10 protein-coding genes are annotated in these 14,974 nt (G+C 58.1%); 9 read left to right on the top strand and 1 reads right to left on the bottom strand.

Translation table 11 applies throughout. From position 1 onward, the window contains the following. The first annotated feature begins 310 nt into the window (after positions 1 to 310). The 5 genes from rpsF (at position 311) to dnaB (ending at position 3,891) form a co-directional block, all read left to right on the top strand. Complete coding sequence (rpsF, locus tag LJX92_RS02605; protein ID WP_005784250.1) at positions 311 to 727, top strand: 30S ribosomal protein S6; 417 nt, start codon at positions 311 to 313, stop codon at positions 725 to 727. 29 nt (positions 728 to 756) lie between these two features. Next, positions 757 to 987: a 30S ribosomal protein S18 gene (gene rpsR / locus LJX92_RS02610; RefSeq protein WP_002551829.1), complete on the top strand. Its 231-nt coding sequence runs from the start codon at positions 757 to 759 to the stop codon at positions 985 to 987. 36 nt (positions 988 to 1,023) lie between these two features. Then, a complete protein-coding gene (locus tag LJX92_RS02615; protein ID WP_005784252.1) occupies positions 1,024 to 1,917 on the top strand; it encodes a hypothetical protein in 894 nt (297 codons plus the stop codon). 18 nt (positions 1,918 to 1,935) lie between these two features. After that, positions 1,936 to 2,382 (top strand): 50S ribosomal protein L9, encoded by a 447-nt coding sequence (rplI, locus tag LJX92_RS02620; protein WP_003171376.1) that lies wholly within the window; start codon positions 1,936 to 1,938, stop codon positions 2,380 to 2,382. A gap of 111 nt (positions 2,383 to 2,493) precedes the next feature. Beyond that, a complete protein-coding gene (gene dnaB, locus LJX92_RS02625) occupies positions 2,494 to 3,891 on the top strand; it encodes a replicative DNA helicase (protein ID WP_003188079.1) in 1,398 nt (465 codons plus the stop codon). A gap of 12 nt (positions 3,892 to 3,903) precedes the next feature. Here the strand turns inward: dnaB and LJX92_RS02630 are convergent, their stop codons facing one another. Next, on the bottom strand, positions 3,904 to 10,206 hold the full coding sequence (locus tag LJX92_RS02630; RefSeq protein WP_228309280.1) for an NEL-type E3 ubiquitin ligase domain-containing protein: 6,303 nt from the start codon (positions 10,204 to 10,206) through the stop codon (positions 3,904 to 3,906). 314 nt (positions 10,207 to 10,520) lie between these two features. Between LJX92_RS02630 and LJX92_RS02635 the strand changes: the two genes are divergently transcribed. The 4 genes from LJX92_RS02635 to LJX92_RS02650 all read left to right on the top strand — a co-directional run bounded on the left by LJX92_RS02635 (position 10,521) and on the right by LJX92_RS02650 (position 14,858). Then, positions 10,521 to 12,824, top strand: a complete 2,304-nt coding sequence (locus tag LJX92_RS02635; RefSeq protein WP_005784258.1) for a YgiQ family radical SAM protein — start codon at positions 10,521 to 10,523, stop codon at positions 12,822 to 12,824. Between the two features lie 212 nt (positions 12,825 to 13,036). Next, complete coding sequence (locus LJX92_RS02640; protein ID WP_216090661.1) at positions 13,037 to 13,957, top strand: NAD synthetase; 921 nt, start codon at positions 13,037 to 13,039, stop codon at positions 13,955 to 13,957. Continuing rightward, positions 13,954 to 14,412, top strand: a complete 459-nt coding sequence (locus LJX92_RS02645) for a hypothetical protein (RefSeq protein ID WP_032878185.1) — start codon at positions 13,954 to 13,956, stop codon at positions 14,410 to 14,412. Before LJX92_RS02640 ends, LJX92_RS02645 begins: the two co-directional genes overlap by 4 nt. A gap of 65 nt (positions 14,413 to 14,477) precedes the next feature. Further along, positions 14,478 to 14,858 (top strand): hypothetical protein, encoded by a 381-nt coding sequence (locus LJX92_RS02650; protein ID WP_228309281.1) that lies wholly within the window; start codon positions 14,478 to 14,480, stop codon positions 14,856 to 14,858. Positions 14,859 to 14,974 lie beyond the last annotated feature (116 nt).

A 14,974-nucleotide genomic window follows, 5' to 3' on the forward strand; every position in this document is an offset into this window, starting at 1 on the left:
CCCGAGCCTGGCACAGAACCAAAATGTGGGAGGGGGCTTGCTCCCGATAGCGGTGGGTCAGTTACAGATGATGTGACTGAACTCTCGCAATCGGGAGCAAGCCCCCTCCCACATTTAATTTTGTGGTGTTTGGAAAGTTGTTCAAATAATCACCAATCACCTTGCGCCGCTTCTCCCCCTTCTCTACAATTGCGCCCCTTGCCTTCCTGGCAGGCACCGATGTGCCTCCCCTACGGCAAGATCCATAAGTGTCATTCACTCCTTGTCTGACCGTTTTTGAGCGGCAGGCTACAACCCGTAAGGAGCATTCATGCGTCATTACGAAATCATCTTTTTGGTCCACCCGGATCAAAGCGAGCAAGTCGGCGGCATGGTTGAGCGTTACACCAAGCTGATCGAAGAAGACGGCGGCAAAATCCACCGTCTGGAAGATTGGGGCCGTCGTCAACTGGCCTACGCAATCAACAATGTTCACAAGGCTCACTACGTGATGCTGAACGTTGAGTGCACTGGCAAGGCCCTGGCCGAGCTGGAAGACAACTTCCGCTACAACGATGCAGTGATCCGTAACCTGGTCATCCGTCGCGAAGAAGCCGTTACCGGCCAATCCGAGATGCTCAAGGCTGAAGAAAACCGCAGTGAGCGCCGTGAGCGTCGCGACCGTCCTGAAGAAGGCGCTGATGATAGCGCTGATGACAGTGACAACAGCGATAACGCTGACGAGTAATCCACGGACCTTATTAAGGAGCCTATCAAATGGCACGTTTCTTCCGTCGTCGTAAATTCTGCCGCTTCACCGCTGAAGACGTGAAAGAGATCGATTACAAAGATCTCAACACTCTGAAAGCTTACGTATCCGAGACCGGCAAAATCGTTCCAAGCCGTATCACCGGTACCAAAGCACGTTATCAGCGTCAGCTGGCCACCGCTATCAAGCGCGCCCGCTTCCTGGCCCTGCTGGCCTACACCGACAGCCACGGCCGCTGAGACCGGGCAGTCGACAAGTAGTAAGGGATTGAATGCATGCGCGCCTTAGCTGAGTTCATCATGCGCGGTCGCGTGCAGGCCACTCTGGTAGTGGCTGGCTGTGCGGCATTGCCGTTGCTTTATTGGTTGGGTGCTGCCGCAGGTTGCCTTGTGCTGCTGCGGCGCGGTTTGAAGGACGCCCTTGGCGTTCTTGCCCTGGGTTTGTTGCCGGCCTTGATCTGGTGGCTGCAAATGGGTGATCCACGGGTACTTCTGGTACTGCTGGGGTCATCGAGCCTTGCGTTGGTTCTGCGCGCAAGTGAGTCCTGGGTCCGTACGCTGCTGGTCAGCGTGGCATTGGGGTTGGTGTACTCAGTGATGCTTGGCGCGGCTTTCCGCCCGCAAATCGAGGCGCTGTCGCAGGAGATCGTCAAGATCCTGCCACTGGCTCTCGGGGATCTCTACCAGCAGTTGTCGGTAGATGAGCGAGCGCGGTTTGCGTCACTGATTGCCCCGGTCCTGACCGGCCTGATTGCGGCATTGTTGCAGGTCGTCAGCGTGCTGAGCCTGATTCTTGGGCGTTATTGGCAGGCGTTGTTGTACAACCCGGGTGGTTTTGGTCGCGAGTTTCGCAGTATCAGAATCCCTGCGGGGCCGGCCATGTTGCTGCTGGCGTGCATGGTTGTCGGACCGAACTTCGGTCCACAGATGGCCTTGCTGGCGCCGATTTGCAGCGTACCGCTGGTGTTTGCCGGGCTGGCCCTGATTCACGGGCTGGTTGCGCGAAAGCGCCTGGCCAGGTTCTGGCTGGTGGGGTTGTACGTCACGCTGTTGCTGTTCATGCAGCTGATCTATCCGTTACTCGTGGTTCTGGCCATTGTCGACGGCCTGATTGATTTTCGCGGACGTCTGGCGTCGAAAGATGCCGATAGCGCGAACGGTGAAGGTTAAAAGTTAGAGGATTTTCACATGCAACTGATCCTTCTGGAAAAAGTCGCCAACCTGGGCAACCTGGGCGACAAAGTGAACGTTAAGGCCGGCTACGGTCGTAACTACCTGCTGCCATACGGCAAAGCCACCGCTGCAACCGCTGCCAACCTGGCTGCGTTTGAAGAGCGTCGTGCTGAGCTGGAAAAAGCCGCAGCAGACAAAAAAGCTTCGGCCGAAACTCGCGCTGCCCAACTGGCTGAGCTGGAAGTGACTATCACTGCCACCGCCGGTGACGAAGGCAAGCTGTTCGGTTCGATCGGCACCCACGACATCGCTGATGCACTGACCGCCTCCGGCGTTGAAGTGCAGAAGAGCGAAGTTCGTCTGCCGAACGGCACCATCCGCAACGTAGGCGAATTCGACGTAGCCGTGCACCTGCACGCCGAAGTTGAAGCCACCGTACGCGTTGTCGTGGTAGCAGCTTAAGTCGCACCTAACTGACTGGCACCTCGCGTGTCAGCCGGTTAACATCGGGCACGATCCTGTTTACAGGTCGTGCCTTTTGTTTTTCTACACACCCTTAAATTCCAAGTGGCCATGAACGAAATCTCCGCTCCTGAGCAATACGATCTGCAAACCGCTGCCCTGAAGGTGCCGCCGCATTCCATCGAGGCCGAACAGGCCGTGCTCGGTGGCTTGATGCTGGACAACAACGCCTGGGAACGCGTGCTGGATCAAGTCTCGGACGGTGACTTCTATCGCCATGACCACCGCCTGATCTTCCGCGCCATCGCCAAGCTGGCCGACCAGAACTCACCGATCGACGTGGTGACCCTGGCCGAGCAGCTGGACAAGGAAGGCCAGACCTCCCAGGTTGGCGGGCTGGGCTACCTCGGTGAACTGGCGAAAAACACGCCGTCCGTCGCCAACATCAAGGCCTATGCGCAGATCGTCCGCGAGCGCGCCACCCTGCGCCAGTTGATCGGCATCAGCACCGAAATCGCCGACAGCGCCTTCAACCCGGAAGGCCGTACCGCCGCCGAGATCCTTGATGAAGCCGAACGCCAGATCTTCCAGATCGCCGAAGCACGGCCCAAGACCGGTGGCCCGGTCAGTGTCAACGACCTGCTGACCAAGGCTATCGACCGTATCGATACCTTGTTCAACACCGACGCGGCCATTACCGGTATTTCCACCGGCTACACCGACCTCGACGAAAAGACCAGCGGCCTGCAGCCGTCCGACCTGATCATCGTCGCCGGCCGTCCGTCCATGGGTAAGACCACCTTTGCGATGAACCTGGTGGAAAACGCCGTACTGCGCAGCGACAAGGCGGTATTGGTGTACTCCCTCGAAATGCCAGGCGAATCGCTGATCATGCGTATGCTTTCGTCCCTGGGTCGTATCGACCAGACCAAAGTGCGTTCCGGCCAGTTGGAAGACGACGATTGGCCGCGTTTGACCTCGGCTGTCAACCTGCTCAATGACCGCAAGCTGTTCATCGACGACACGGCCGGTATCAGCCCGTCCGAGATGCGTGCGCGTACCCGCCGCCTGGTACGTGAACACGGCGATATCGCCCTGATCATGATCGACTACCTGCAGTTGATGCAGATTCCCGGTTCCAGCGGCGATAACCGTACCAACGAGATTTCCGAAATCTCCCGGTCCCTCAAAGCCCTGGCCAAGGAATTCAACTGCCCGGTGGTGGCGCTGTCCCAGCTCAACCGCTCCCTGGAACAACGCCCCAACAAGCGTCCGGTGAACTCCGACTTGCGTGAATCCGGAGCGATCGAGCAGGACGCCGACGTGATCATGTTCGTGTACCGCGACGAGGTGTACCACCCCGAAACGGAACACAAAGGCATTGCCGAGATCATTATCGGCAAGCAGCGTAACGGCCCGATCGGCTTTATTCGCCTGGCGTTCATCGGTAAGTACACGCGCTTCGAGAACCTGGCGCCGGGCAGTTACAACTTCGACGACGACGAGTAACCGTTGGCCGAGTCACTCGGCCAGGATTTGTCGAGTCAGTGTCTGGATCAGCTCGGCTTCTTCAATCGCAAGCAGGGCCTGCTGGCTATCGGTTTGCTCCTTGTAGGCCGCTTTCGACAGTAAACCGGCGGTAAGACTATCGCGTAGTGCCTCAAGTCGTTCCTGAAAGGGCTGACGCTGCGCTTCGAATTGCGCCTGGTATTTGTTGGTTATATAGACTTGCCAGAACTCTCTGGAAAGCAACGCCTGGAATTCCTCGGGTGAATTATCCAGCGCCACTATTTTTTCATAGGCGCTGTCTAGCATGCCCTGTGTGACTCCACCCATATGGGTGTATGCCGTCCGCTGAGGCTGCCCAGGCAGTTGGAGGCGGTCTTTAAGGCCGTAGCGATAAGCCAGTCTGATCTCGACCTCCTCGCCCAGGCGCAGGCGATGCGGGCGCTTCGCTTCTTCCGATACCGTCGGATCGTTGACAATCGTTTCGCTGCGCAGGATGTCGGCTGAGGCGATTTTGTCCACTTCATGCAATCGGAACAGGCTTCTGGACAATGCCGATAACGGCTTGCCTTGTGACTGATCCATCGCCTGACTTTGGGCCCTGTATACCAGGACTGCGGTTTCCAGGTTGCCGAACGAGAAGGCCGCTCGGTCGCAGCACGCAGGTTCGCCGGCTCGATCGAAGATTTCTTTGCGCAACTGTTCGGACTCCGAACTGTTTTCGGTAATAGCGTCGATCAACTCCCAGACTCTTCGCCGATGATCCTCCTGGCCCGTACCCAGTTGCTCTAGACGCTTGAGCAGGTCGAAGAAGGGATCCGCCCCCTGCTGTTCGCGTAGCGTAGTCCATTGCGATCGCCTGGCCGAAACCTGAGCTGAGTCCAATCCCTTGGTCAAGCGTCGAAACGACTCGTCGCCCCGATTTCTAAAGGGTGCTGGCGGTCTGTTTAGCGTGGATGTGACCACTAAACGGTTTGGCTGCCCCACTTCGGCGAGTCCGGCTGTGATCAACCGGGCTGCGTAACGCCTGACCCGTGCCAACGTTTGATCGGACAACGGATTACCGGTGACAGAGGTCAAGTTATTGAGCCGTGCCGAACGGGGCAGGAGCGCGTCTGTAGGCGCGATGACGGAGTCAGGAATCTCTGTTATCTGATTGGCACTCAGGTCGATCGTGTCCAGTAGCGGTTGCTCTGCCAGGCCGGTCGGCCATGTCTCAATGCCTGTACCCGACAGATTAATCGAGCGGATGTCGGGCATCTGGCTGAAGTCGGGTGTCACGCCTAGTTGTTGGTTTCCCTGTAATACGAGGCCTCTGAGCGTGACGCGTTCCGCCAGGATGCGGGCGGTGTCCGGGGTCAGGCGAATCCGGTTGTTCTGCAGATATAAACGGGTGAGCCCATGCATTTCGCCCAAGGCTGGAGGAAGGTCCCTGAGCTGATTGTCTGCCAGGTCGAGCCAGCGTACGTGTCGGTATCGTGTCAGGAAGCTTTCTGGAGAAACGCTTAGGTACATGTTGTTCAGTTTGAGTGAGCCTACGTGACTGAAGTCCACGTCCAGGTCCGGCAGACTCGGCAGCCTCAGGCCACTGAGATCGAGTTCCAGGCCAATCGGTGTGCCATCCTTGGCCAGCATCTGCGGTGTTTCCTGTCTCCAGCAACTCAAAATGCGTTCCAGGGCGATGTTACGATCGTCCCAAGTCACTGCATTGGTTGCGAGTTGGCCAGAGCGAACATAACCCTGGCGGCGAACACCGCCTGAAAACGCCCAGGCGTCCAGTTGGGTTTGGAGCTTATGGAACTCAAGTTCGAGTCTGTCCAACTCTGCCGCCACTGTTCCTTTGGGCAAGCTCCAAAGAAACTCCCTAGCCTGCTTGAGGGTCTTGCCCGGATATAGCCGCTGATACCTTTCTATCCTGGGGTTACCCGAGTCAAACGCGCTGTCAATTGCGTCTTTGATCAGGTCCGGATGGTTTTCATGCAGATTGCGCCAGTAGCTTTCGAATTTTCTCCAGTATTGAGAGGGAAAGTCATTGCCTTGTAGCTGGGTGACGTTATTGATCCGGACGATGGTTTCCAACTGGTCGGCCGGCGGTTTCAGGTAGGTTTCGGGAACTGCACGCAGTTTGTTATTGAGCAAGTTGAGGCTTTTCAGGTTGGTCTGACTCAGTAGGCCGGTGGGCCACTGATCGATCTTTGTATTGCTGAGGTCCAGTGTTTGCAGTTTCGACATACCGCTGAAGTCGGGCGTTATCCCCAGCGGGTTTTCCGATAGATCGATATGTTCAAGCTGGGTAAGGCCGGCCAATTTTTCAGCACTGGGTACATCCAGCCTGATCTGGTTCGAACTCAAGTTCAGCGTGGTCAATTGACTCATGTTGCCGATCGCGGTGGGGAGTTTGTCGAGCTTGGAGTGTGTGATGCTCAGTCGCTCCAGGTTGGAGAAATTGCCCATGAACGTATCCGTCGCATCCGACCAGTTAATCGACACAAGATCCAACTCCCGCACATGGCTGAAGTCGGCTTTCAACCCGGGAAGCGCGGAGGTGCCCGACGGCATTGTGAATGATGTCCCGGTCTCACGACGCCAGCAGCGCTTGATCTCATCGGTAGCAAGCTTGGCCCAGCTTGTAGATTCGGAAGCGTTTGCATGTCGCCATGCCTTCAACTTCCTGCTGAGGTTTCTGTACTCGGCTTCTCGTCTATCCAGCCCGCCAGCAATGTCATTGCCAAGAGACTGGATAAACGCGTTGATCTGTCCTTCGTCAAATGACGGGAACAAGCTGTGTACCCGACGCTGCGGGCTGCGCAGTTGATTTAAGGCTGCGCTGGCACTGTCGGCCACTTGCCGGAAGAACGACCAGTCATGTCTCTCGCCTCGTACGCCCCCCGGTGCGCCGACGATGGCGCTGACCCAGACATTGGCGGCGTTGCGCCTGATGGCGTGGCTTGCACCGAGGCGACTGCTGTTGTAGACGTTAGCCGCGTCCATCGCCACGGGATCGCCAGGTTTGACGATGCGCCAGACTTTGCCTGCCGCCGAGGAAGCATCGCGGTCGAGCATGACTTGATAGGTGCCGCCGTCGATGGTCACGTATTGACGCCCGCTCAGGGCATGGACGCCGTCTGCATCGGCATTGTCCGGCACCTGCTTGTGGGGTATCCGCAAACCACTGATGCTCTGGTTCGATAGCGGCGACTCCCGCGATTGTGTGAGGAATTCTGGCAGGTGCGCCTGCTGTACGCGCGCTTGCTCAAGCACGTCCTGAGCCAGCACGGCGGTGTCGTGGCGCCCAAGGCCCAGCTCATTGCGTTGGGTTTCGGTGAGAGTGCGCAAGGTGGCACCGAGTAAGCTGTTTTCCCCGACGGCCGCCGTTTTCAGATCGCCACTGTCCGGTCGGTAGCCAGCATATTCAGTGCCGGACTTGACCAACATGACGAAGCTGTCTGCGTCTTCGCTCCCATAGGTGTCCAGCAGGGATCCTCGGCGGATGGTCCGCCCGGTCTGATCGGTAGAGCCTTGATACACCTGCACGCCGACATCGCTTGGCCAACCTGGCAAGAGCGTCAGCAGGTTGCAGAACAGGGCTTCACTGTGCGCGTTGAGGCCGAGGCCGCTTGGGTCCGAAAGTGCGTTGAGCGCCTCAGTGATGATGCTTTGTTGAAGACTTTTGTGAATGGCCTCGCGTACCGGAGCTTCCAGGAAGGAGTACAGGCCGACGTCGCGTAATGAGGGATGACGACGCAGCAAGTCTGCAGCCATTGCCCGTGAAAGGTCCGGAAAGCGACGCCGCAACAGGCCGATTGCCAGGTCATCACTGGTGGGCTGGCCGGACAGCGCCGTGGGTGCAAACCGAGCTGCTGAATTTTTTGCATTCAGGTGGTCGCGCGGTTGGCCGTCGCGTAACGCCTCATACACAGCGGCTTGATGTGCTTGAAGGTGTGTCGCTATTTTTTTTCTCAGCTCAATCAATCGGCTCGCCAGGTGTTGATCTTCACTGCTGTGACCTGTCTTACCCAACCTGCTATTGGGGACGAGCCGTTCATGTTCCTGCAATACCTGTTGCATGAGCGAGCCCACCGGCGAGCCAAATGCCAGTGCCAGGTAACGATCGCGGCCGTCCTGGCGTAGTTCGATTGTGGCCAAGGGCTGTGTGTTGCCCGCGAGCACCGGTGCGTGGCTGGACAGCAAGGTTTTGCCGTCAGGGGCATACAGTTTGATCGTGCAGGTGCCCAGGTCGGCCAGTAGCGCAGGCATGACCTGATCGGCAATGGGCGGCAGCGGGCCATCGCTCTGCCTGAGCGCCGCTTGTAACTGGGTGAGCCCTTCGCGCAGTTGCTGATTCTCTATGGCCTGCGTCAGTGCGACGGGCGCGCGCCGGCGATCGAACCAGATATCCAGCAGATCCTGGCGATCCACCCGCGCGACATCCAGCGAGCGCTTACAAGCTGTCGGGCTCAGCGGCAGCTCGCTGGGCGAGATCATGTGCTGCAACAGTTGGGCTTCGTTCAGCGCACGGGTATCGATCGGGTCGAGTGTCCAGCGGTCATGCTTGGCTGAATAGGTAACGTAGGGCTGAATGCTTGAAGAACCGTGCATGTCCAGTTGATAGCGCCCGGAGATTTTTTCGAGGGTGACCTGGGCGAATCTGGTTTGGTTGTCGACCTGTAGCTTGATGTAGCTTCGGTTGTCCTTTTCAAACAGGCCTTGAGGGTTTTGTTCAACTCCCGACAGGTAGTTGGGGTCGATTTGTGTGTAGTCGTTGATGAACCACAACCCAGGCTTGCCGTTAGTGCCAAGAGCATAGTTGGGGTTACCCAGCGCGTTCATCAACTGACGGGTGCGGCGTGCAGACAACTTGGCTGCCGCCCCCTGCAAGCGCAGCCCCACCAGCAGGTCAAGGATGTCGCCGACAGCTTGCACCAGCTCGGCCTGCTGGCCTCGGCGCAGCGCCGCAATGGCAGACCAGGTCTGATAGACGAGGGCGCCCAGCATTGCGACCAACATGATTTTGCCCAAGCCCGTCACACCGCCGGGGAGGGGGATCAGCAGCATCGACAAGGTTTCGCTGACCAGATAGGTGGCCAACGCAACGGCGGCCTCCTGGTCGGCGAGTTTATTGGTGCGGGCCAGTCGGATAAGGTCCGATTGTATCGGCCACGCCTGGTGGATCGGCAAGGTGTGGGCGAGGCAACGGATGTCCGTGCCGATTTTTTCCACCGCCAGTTTTTGTCTGTTTGGGGTCTTGCTGGCGAACAGGTCATACAGGATTTTGGCATGCCAGGCGAGCTCGTCCCGGTTGACCTTCAGCGGTTTGATAAAGGCTCGCAGCTTTTCCTGATTGTTCAGGGAGATGGCCTTCATGAACCAACTGAAGTGTGCCAGCCCCACGTCGTTGCGGATCTGGTCCTGCAGCGAGTCCACGGCGTCTTGCCTGGAGGCATGTCGGCGTAACGCGCCATTGGGGCGGTCCGGGAAGTAGCTGTAGACGCAAGAGCCGTCGGGCGTGTCAAAGCGACGAGTAAAGAACGGCAGGGCAATCTTTTCGCCGCCGGCGTCCAGTTGGTAGAGGTCCCAATACACGCTGGTGTCGAACAGCCAGTCTTTAAGTTCATTGAATTCCCATTCGCTGATACTCCAGGACTCATTGGTGCGGTAGGCGTCCCTCAATGCGACCAGCAGCTTGGTGCTTTGCAGGCCGAATAGCGGATTGGACAGACGCTTCTTGAACTCTTTTTCGATGTAGTCGCTGATGCGCGTGCCGATGTCCACGCTCCTTGCGACGGCCACGAACGCTTTGACGCTGATGACGTTGCCGCTGATAGAGCTGGCGCGTTGTTCTTCGGTGGAGAAATACGCAGTAAACCCGAAGTTGCGATACGCCGCCTCCAGCAAGGTGATCGAGCGTTCGTACTCACGTATGCCCAGGTCCTCTTTGTAGATGCGCACGTTGTTGCCCAGGCGGTCGTTGGCGGGGAGGTCATCCTGGGAGGCCGGTAGCTGCCGGATCCGCGTCTTCAGGTAAGTGGTACGCGAGTTGATGACCGTGCCGGTTTTGCTCTTCAGCGCGCTGTCCAGAGCGTCGACCATTTGCTGGCTCAAGTCGTTGTAAAGATCTGTGAGGGCGTTGCCGAGGGTTTGCTCGCGCTCCACCAGATCCTTGCTCAGACGCAGGTATTCTTTTTGCTCGTCCACGCCCATTTTGCCCATGAAGGCATTTACGTTTTCCTGTATCAGTTGAAAGATCTGTTGTTCGGCCCAGCTTTCGTGGGTGAGTAATGCAGGTTGCTCTGCATCAAAGGTGACTGAGTTGGTCATGGTGTGTGCTCGGGAAGAGAGCGCTTGGCACAGCAGCGTGGCAGGCGCTCTGTTGGAAAGATTGAGCGACATTAGGGCCGGCAGTACCAGAAGAAGAGGTGCATAAAGCTGTGCGCTGAAAACGCCTGGTAGTTGCACCCTCAATGACGACGCGTGATCAGCGCGCCTATGTGGGCCTCGCCCCCCCAGCAAAACCGGGCTATAAGCACCGTCGGGCGCGGTGTGGCTAAAAGCCGACCATTGCCGTCGGAATTGGTCAAAATTTGTGCTATATTCCGCGCCCGCGATTTTTCATCTCAACACCGGTCACCGTCATGCAAACAGCCAAGCCGTTATTTGACTATCCCAAGTACTGGGCCGAATGTTTCGGTCCTGCGCCATTCCTGCCAATGAGCAGGGAGGAGATGGATCAGCTTGGCTGGGATTCCTGCGACATCATCATCGTCACCGGTGATGCGTATGTGGATCACCCATCGTTCGGCATGGCGATCATCGGCCGGCTGCTGGAGTCCCAGGGCTTTCGCGTCGGGATCATCGCCCAGCCGAACTGGCAGTCCAAAGACGACTTCATGAAGCTCGGCGAGCCGAACCTGTTCTTCGGCGTCGCGGCCGGCAACATGGACTCGATGATCAACCGCTACACCGCCGACAAGAAAATCCGCTCCGACGACGCCTACACCCCAGGCGGCATGGCCGGCAAACGCCCGGACCGCGCCAGCCTGGTGTACAGCCAGCGCTGCAAGGAAGCCTACAAGAACGTGCCGATCGTGCTTGGCGGCATCGAAGCTTCCCTGCGCCGCATCGCCCACTACGACTACTGGCAGGACCGGGTGCGCAACTCGATCCTGATCGACGCTACCGCCGATATCCTGCTGTACGGCAACGCCGAGCGCGCCATTGTCGAAGTCGCCCAGCGCCTGTCGTGGGGCCACAAGATCGAAGACATCACCGACGTGCGCGGCACCGCGTTCATTCGCCGTGATACACCCGCGGGCTGGTACGAAGTGGACTCCACGCGTATCGACCGCCCGGGCAAGGTCGACAAGATCATCAACCCGTACGTGAACACCCAGGACACCCAGGCCTGCGCCATCGAGCAAGAGAAAGGTCCGGTGGATGACCCGGAAGAAGCCAAGGTCGTGCAGATCCTGGCCAGCCCGCGCATGACCCGCGACAAGACTGTGATCCGCCTGCCGTCGGTGGAAAAAGTCCGCGGTGACGCGGTGCTCTACGCCCACGCCAACCGCGTGCTGCACCTGGAAACCAACCCAGGCAACGCCCGCGCCCTGGTGCAGAAGCATGGTGACGTGGACGTTTGGTTCAACCCGCCGCCCATCCCGATGACCACCGAAGAAATGGACTACGTGTTCGGTATGCCTTATGCCCGCGTGCCGCACCCTGCGTATGGCAACGAGAAAATCCCGGCCTACGACATGATCCGCTTCTCGGTAAACATCATGCGTGGCTGCTTCGGCGGCTGCACCTTCTGCTCGATCACCGAGCACGAAGGCCGCATCATCCAGAACCGTTCCGAAGAGTCGATCATTCGCGAAATCGAAGAAATCCGTGACAAGGTGCCGGGCTTCACCGGGGTGATCTCCGATCTCGGCGGGCCTACCGCGAACATGTACCGCATTGCCTGCAAGAGCCCGGAAATCGAATCCGCGTGCCGCAAGCCGTCGTGCGTGTTCCCCGGCATTTGCCCGAACCTGAATACCGACCACTCCTCCTTGATCCAGCTGTACCGCAGCGCCCGTGCATTGCCGGGTGTGAAGAAGATTTTGATTGCTTCCGGCCTGCGCTACGACCTGGCCGTCGAGTCGCCTGAGTACGTGAAAGAGCTGGTGACCCATCACGTGGGTGGCTACCTGAAGATCGCCCCGGAACACACCGAGGAAGGCCCGCTCAACCAGATGATGAAACCGGGCATCGGCAGCTATGACAAGTTCAAGCGCATGTTCGAGAAGTACACCAAGGAAGCGGGCAAGGAGCAGTACCTGATCCCGTACTTCATCGCCGCCCACCCGGGTACCACCGATGAAGACATGATGAACCTGGCCCTGTGGCTCAAGGGCAACGGCTTCCGTGCCGATCAGGTGCAGGCGTTCTACCCGTCGCCGATGGCCACCGCCACCGCGATGTACCACTCGGGCAAGAACCCGCTGCGCAAGGTCACCTACAAGAGCGACGCGGTGACCATCGTCAAGAGCGAAGAGCAGCGCCGTCTGCACAAGGCGTTCCTGCGTTATCACGACCCGAAAGGCTGGCCAATGCTGCGTGAAGCACTGACGCGCATGGGCCGCGCCGATCTGATCGGGCCGGGTAAAGACCAGTTGATCCCGCTGCACCAGCCGGCCACCGACAGCTACCAGAGCGCCCGTCGCAAGAACTCGACGCCGGCCGGCAGCCACAAGGTCGCCAAGGAAACTACCACCAGGATCCTTACCCAGCACACCGGCCTGCCGCCCCGTGGCAGCGACGGCAGCAACCCGTGGGACAAGCGTGAGCAAGCCAAGGCGGCTGCTCAGGCGCGTAACAAGCAGGCCGCCAAAGAGCGTGCCGATGCGGCCAAGGGCAAGGGCGGCAAGCCTGCGCGCAAGCCGGTAGTGCCGCGTTGATCATCGCTTGAATATGCAGAACGCCAGCCTCGTGCTGGCGTTTTGCTTTCTGGTCGGTGGTGAGTCTGTTTGGTAAGGTGGCGCCCATTAGATCGCTATCGGGAGCAAGCCCCCCTCCCACACTTTAATGTGTGAATACATTCAAAATGTGGGAGGGGGCTTGCTCCCGATAGCGTCAGTCCAGTCTCCACCCTTTCAAGGAAGAACACCCCATGGGCAACCCCCTGCTCGGCATCGGCATGGACTCCAACCGCTCCCAGTTCATGGCGCGCCAGCGCATCGAAAGCCAGATCAACCTGCCGCGCCTGTTTGCGGCCATCGACGCCGATCCAGGTATCGTTGGCGCAGGCGTCGTATACATCGACGCCGACTTCAACGTCATTACCCTGCGCGAATTCAGGCCCATCTGCAGCATCAAGCCCAAGCGCATCATTTTGCGTGAAGCGCAGAAGTACATTGCGCCAACGCAGTTTGCTCAACATGTCGTGAGCAATCCTCGAGAATCGCGACTGATTGGCGAAGCCGTGAATACCGGAGTCTCCTGCTTTGGGGCTGTCATCAGTTGGGCTGCGATCGCCAGTGGAACAATTCTGGTGCCTTTCAGTGCCGGCGCCAGTTCCGTCATCGTTGTGGTGGGGTATGCGGCTGCCGGCGCAAGTTCGCTTCAGTGTTTCAACGGCATTGCCCGGACAGCGCTGGAAGTCGCTAAACCTGAGGTTAAAGACCGGCTCGACAGTGAAGGCTGGTACCAGAATGCTTCCATTGTGCTGGACGCAGTATCCCTGGCAGGCGTGGGCGCCTCGGCCCTGACGACGGTCAAGCTGGTTAGGGCCGCCACTGCATCGACGGGCAAGAGTCTGCGTGAAGTGCTTCGCGGTTTGAATCGCCAGGAAAGAGCCAAGCTGACGAAAGAGCTGCTGAGCATCAACCATCCCAGCTTGACCGCGAAGATGCTCAAATTGAGACAGGCATCGGGCGAACTCACCAAGCGTTTCACCCCTACGCAGCTCAAGCACAGCACAACTACCCAGATCAAAGACGTCCTGGGCGCAAGTGTTGGGTTCGGCGGGAGTGCGTACTCCGGGAACGTCAATACCATCGCGATAGGGTTGTATGAGGAAATAAACGAATGAGCGAGTTAATGACGCTGCGAGACTTTTTCAGGCATTACTTTCTGACGTTTATTGGCGGCGTATTCGCTGCGTACTTTTCGTTGGCGTTGGCTGTGGCGCTGGCGTTCGTCACCTATTTTCGTGATGCGCCGATGGCTCAAGTGGGGCTCAAGATCATGTCTGTCGGGGCGCTGCTCATTCTGTTGACGGTCCATAGTAACTTTATGATTTTGCGGGGCAGACCCTCCTGGGTGTGGGTAATGGTCGGTATCTACGTCGCCTGTCTACTGTTTGTCGTTCCGATGGCTCAATTCCGGCCTCACAAAGTTCTTTATGGGTTGGCGCTGTTATTCCCATTGCTCGGATTATTGACACTTAATAGCAAGGTTCAACGAGAGATGCGCACGAAACTCGTGGAAATCCGTCGCATTCGGCAGTCTGTCAAATCAACCGTCAGATCGAGTAGTCGCATGTGAAGGAGCCGCCTTCGATAAACAGATTCCTGGCGCGCTATTTCCCCGTATTCATGGGGACGATTTTCATGGCGATCTTCTCCGGCTCGGCTGCGGTTTCCATGGCTGGCGTGACCTATTTGCGCGGTGTTGATCCTGCGCTCAAGGCCAACTATTCAGTAGGCGCGATCCTGGTGCTAGTGGCAGTGCTTGTCTTTGGCAACGTCATGATCGCACGCGGCTATCCCTGGGCTACACGGCTGGTAGCGGCGTACTTGGGCGCTTGTCTGTTGTTCGCACTGCCAATGATTCAATACGATCTCAACAAGCTGGTCTATGGCTCGGCTGTACTCTTTCCACTGTTGGGGTTACTGCTGCTCAACAGCAAACGCCACCGCGAAATGCGCAAAAAACTGTCCGGGATACGCCATCTGCGCCAAGCCGCAATCGCAAAGCGCAAAGCCCGTTGATTGGGTAGATTCACCATCCACCCTCACACTAACGCCACAAATGTGTGCAGCTCTTGCACCGTGGTACGTACGTTGGCGCTATTTTGGTGCTGTACTGCACCGGGCTCCACGATAAA

It is taken from the genome of Pseudomonas sp. HN8-3 (genome assembly GCF_020790195.1).
GTDB classification, from domain to species: Bacteria; Pseudomonadota; Gammaproteobacteria; order Pseudomonadales; family Pseudomonadaceae; genus Aquipseudomonas; species Aquipseudomonas synxantha_A.

Excerpts from the sequence above, each read along its gene's own strand:
- rpsF (WP_005784250.1), top strand. The coding sequence starts at position 311 with ATGCGTCATTACGAAATCATCTTTTTGGTCCACCCGGATCAAAGCGAG.
- rpsR (WP_002551829.1), top strand. The coding sequence starts at position 757 with ATGGCACGTTTCTTCCGTCGTCGTAAATTCTGCCGCTTCACCGCTGAA.
- LJX92_RS02615 (WP_005784252.1), top strand. The coding sequence starts at position 1,024 with ATGCGCGCCTTAGCTGAGTTCATCATGCGCGGTCGCGTGCAGGCCACT.
- rplI (WP_003171376.1), top strand. The coding sequence starts at position 1,936 with ATGCAACTGATCCTTCTGGAAAAAGTCGCCAACCTGGGCAACCTGGGC.
- dnaB (WP_003188079.1), top strand. The coding sequence starts at position 2,494 with ATGAACGAAATCTCCGCTCCTGAGCAATACGATCTGCAAACCGCTGCC.
- LJX92_RS02630 (WP_228309280.1), bottom strand. The coding sequence starts at position 10,206 with ATGACCAACTCAGTCACCTTTGATGCAGAGCAACCTGCATTACTCACC.
- LJX92_RS02635 (WP_005784258.1), top strand. The coding sequence starts at position 10,521 with ATGCAAACAGCCAAGCCGTTATTTGACTATCCCAAGTACTGGGCCGAA.
- LJX92_RS02640 (WP_216090661.1), top strand. The coding sequence starts at position 13,037 with ATGGGCAACCCCCTGCTCGGCATCGGCATGGACTCCAACCGCTCCCAG.
- LJX92_RS02645 (WP_032878185.1), top strand. The coding sequence starts at position 13,954 with ATGAGCGAGTTAATGACGCTGCGAGACTTTTTCAGGCATTACTTTCTG.
- LJX92_RS02650 (WP_228309281.1), top strand. The coding sequence starts at position 14,478 with ATGGCGATCTTCTCCGGCTCGGCTGCGGTTTCCATGGCTGGCGTGACC.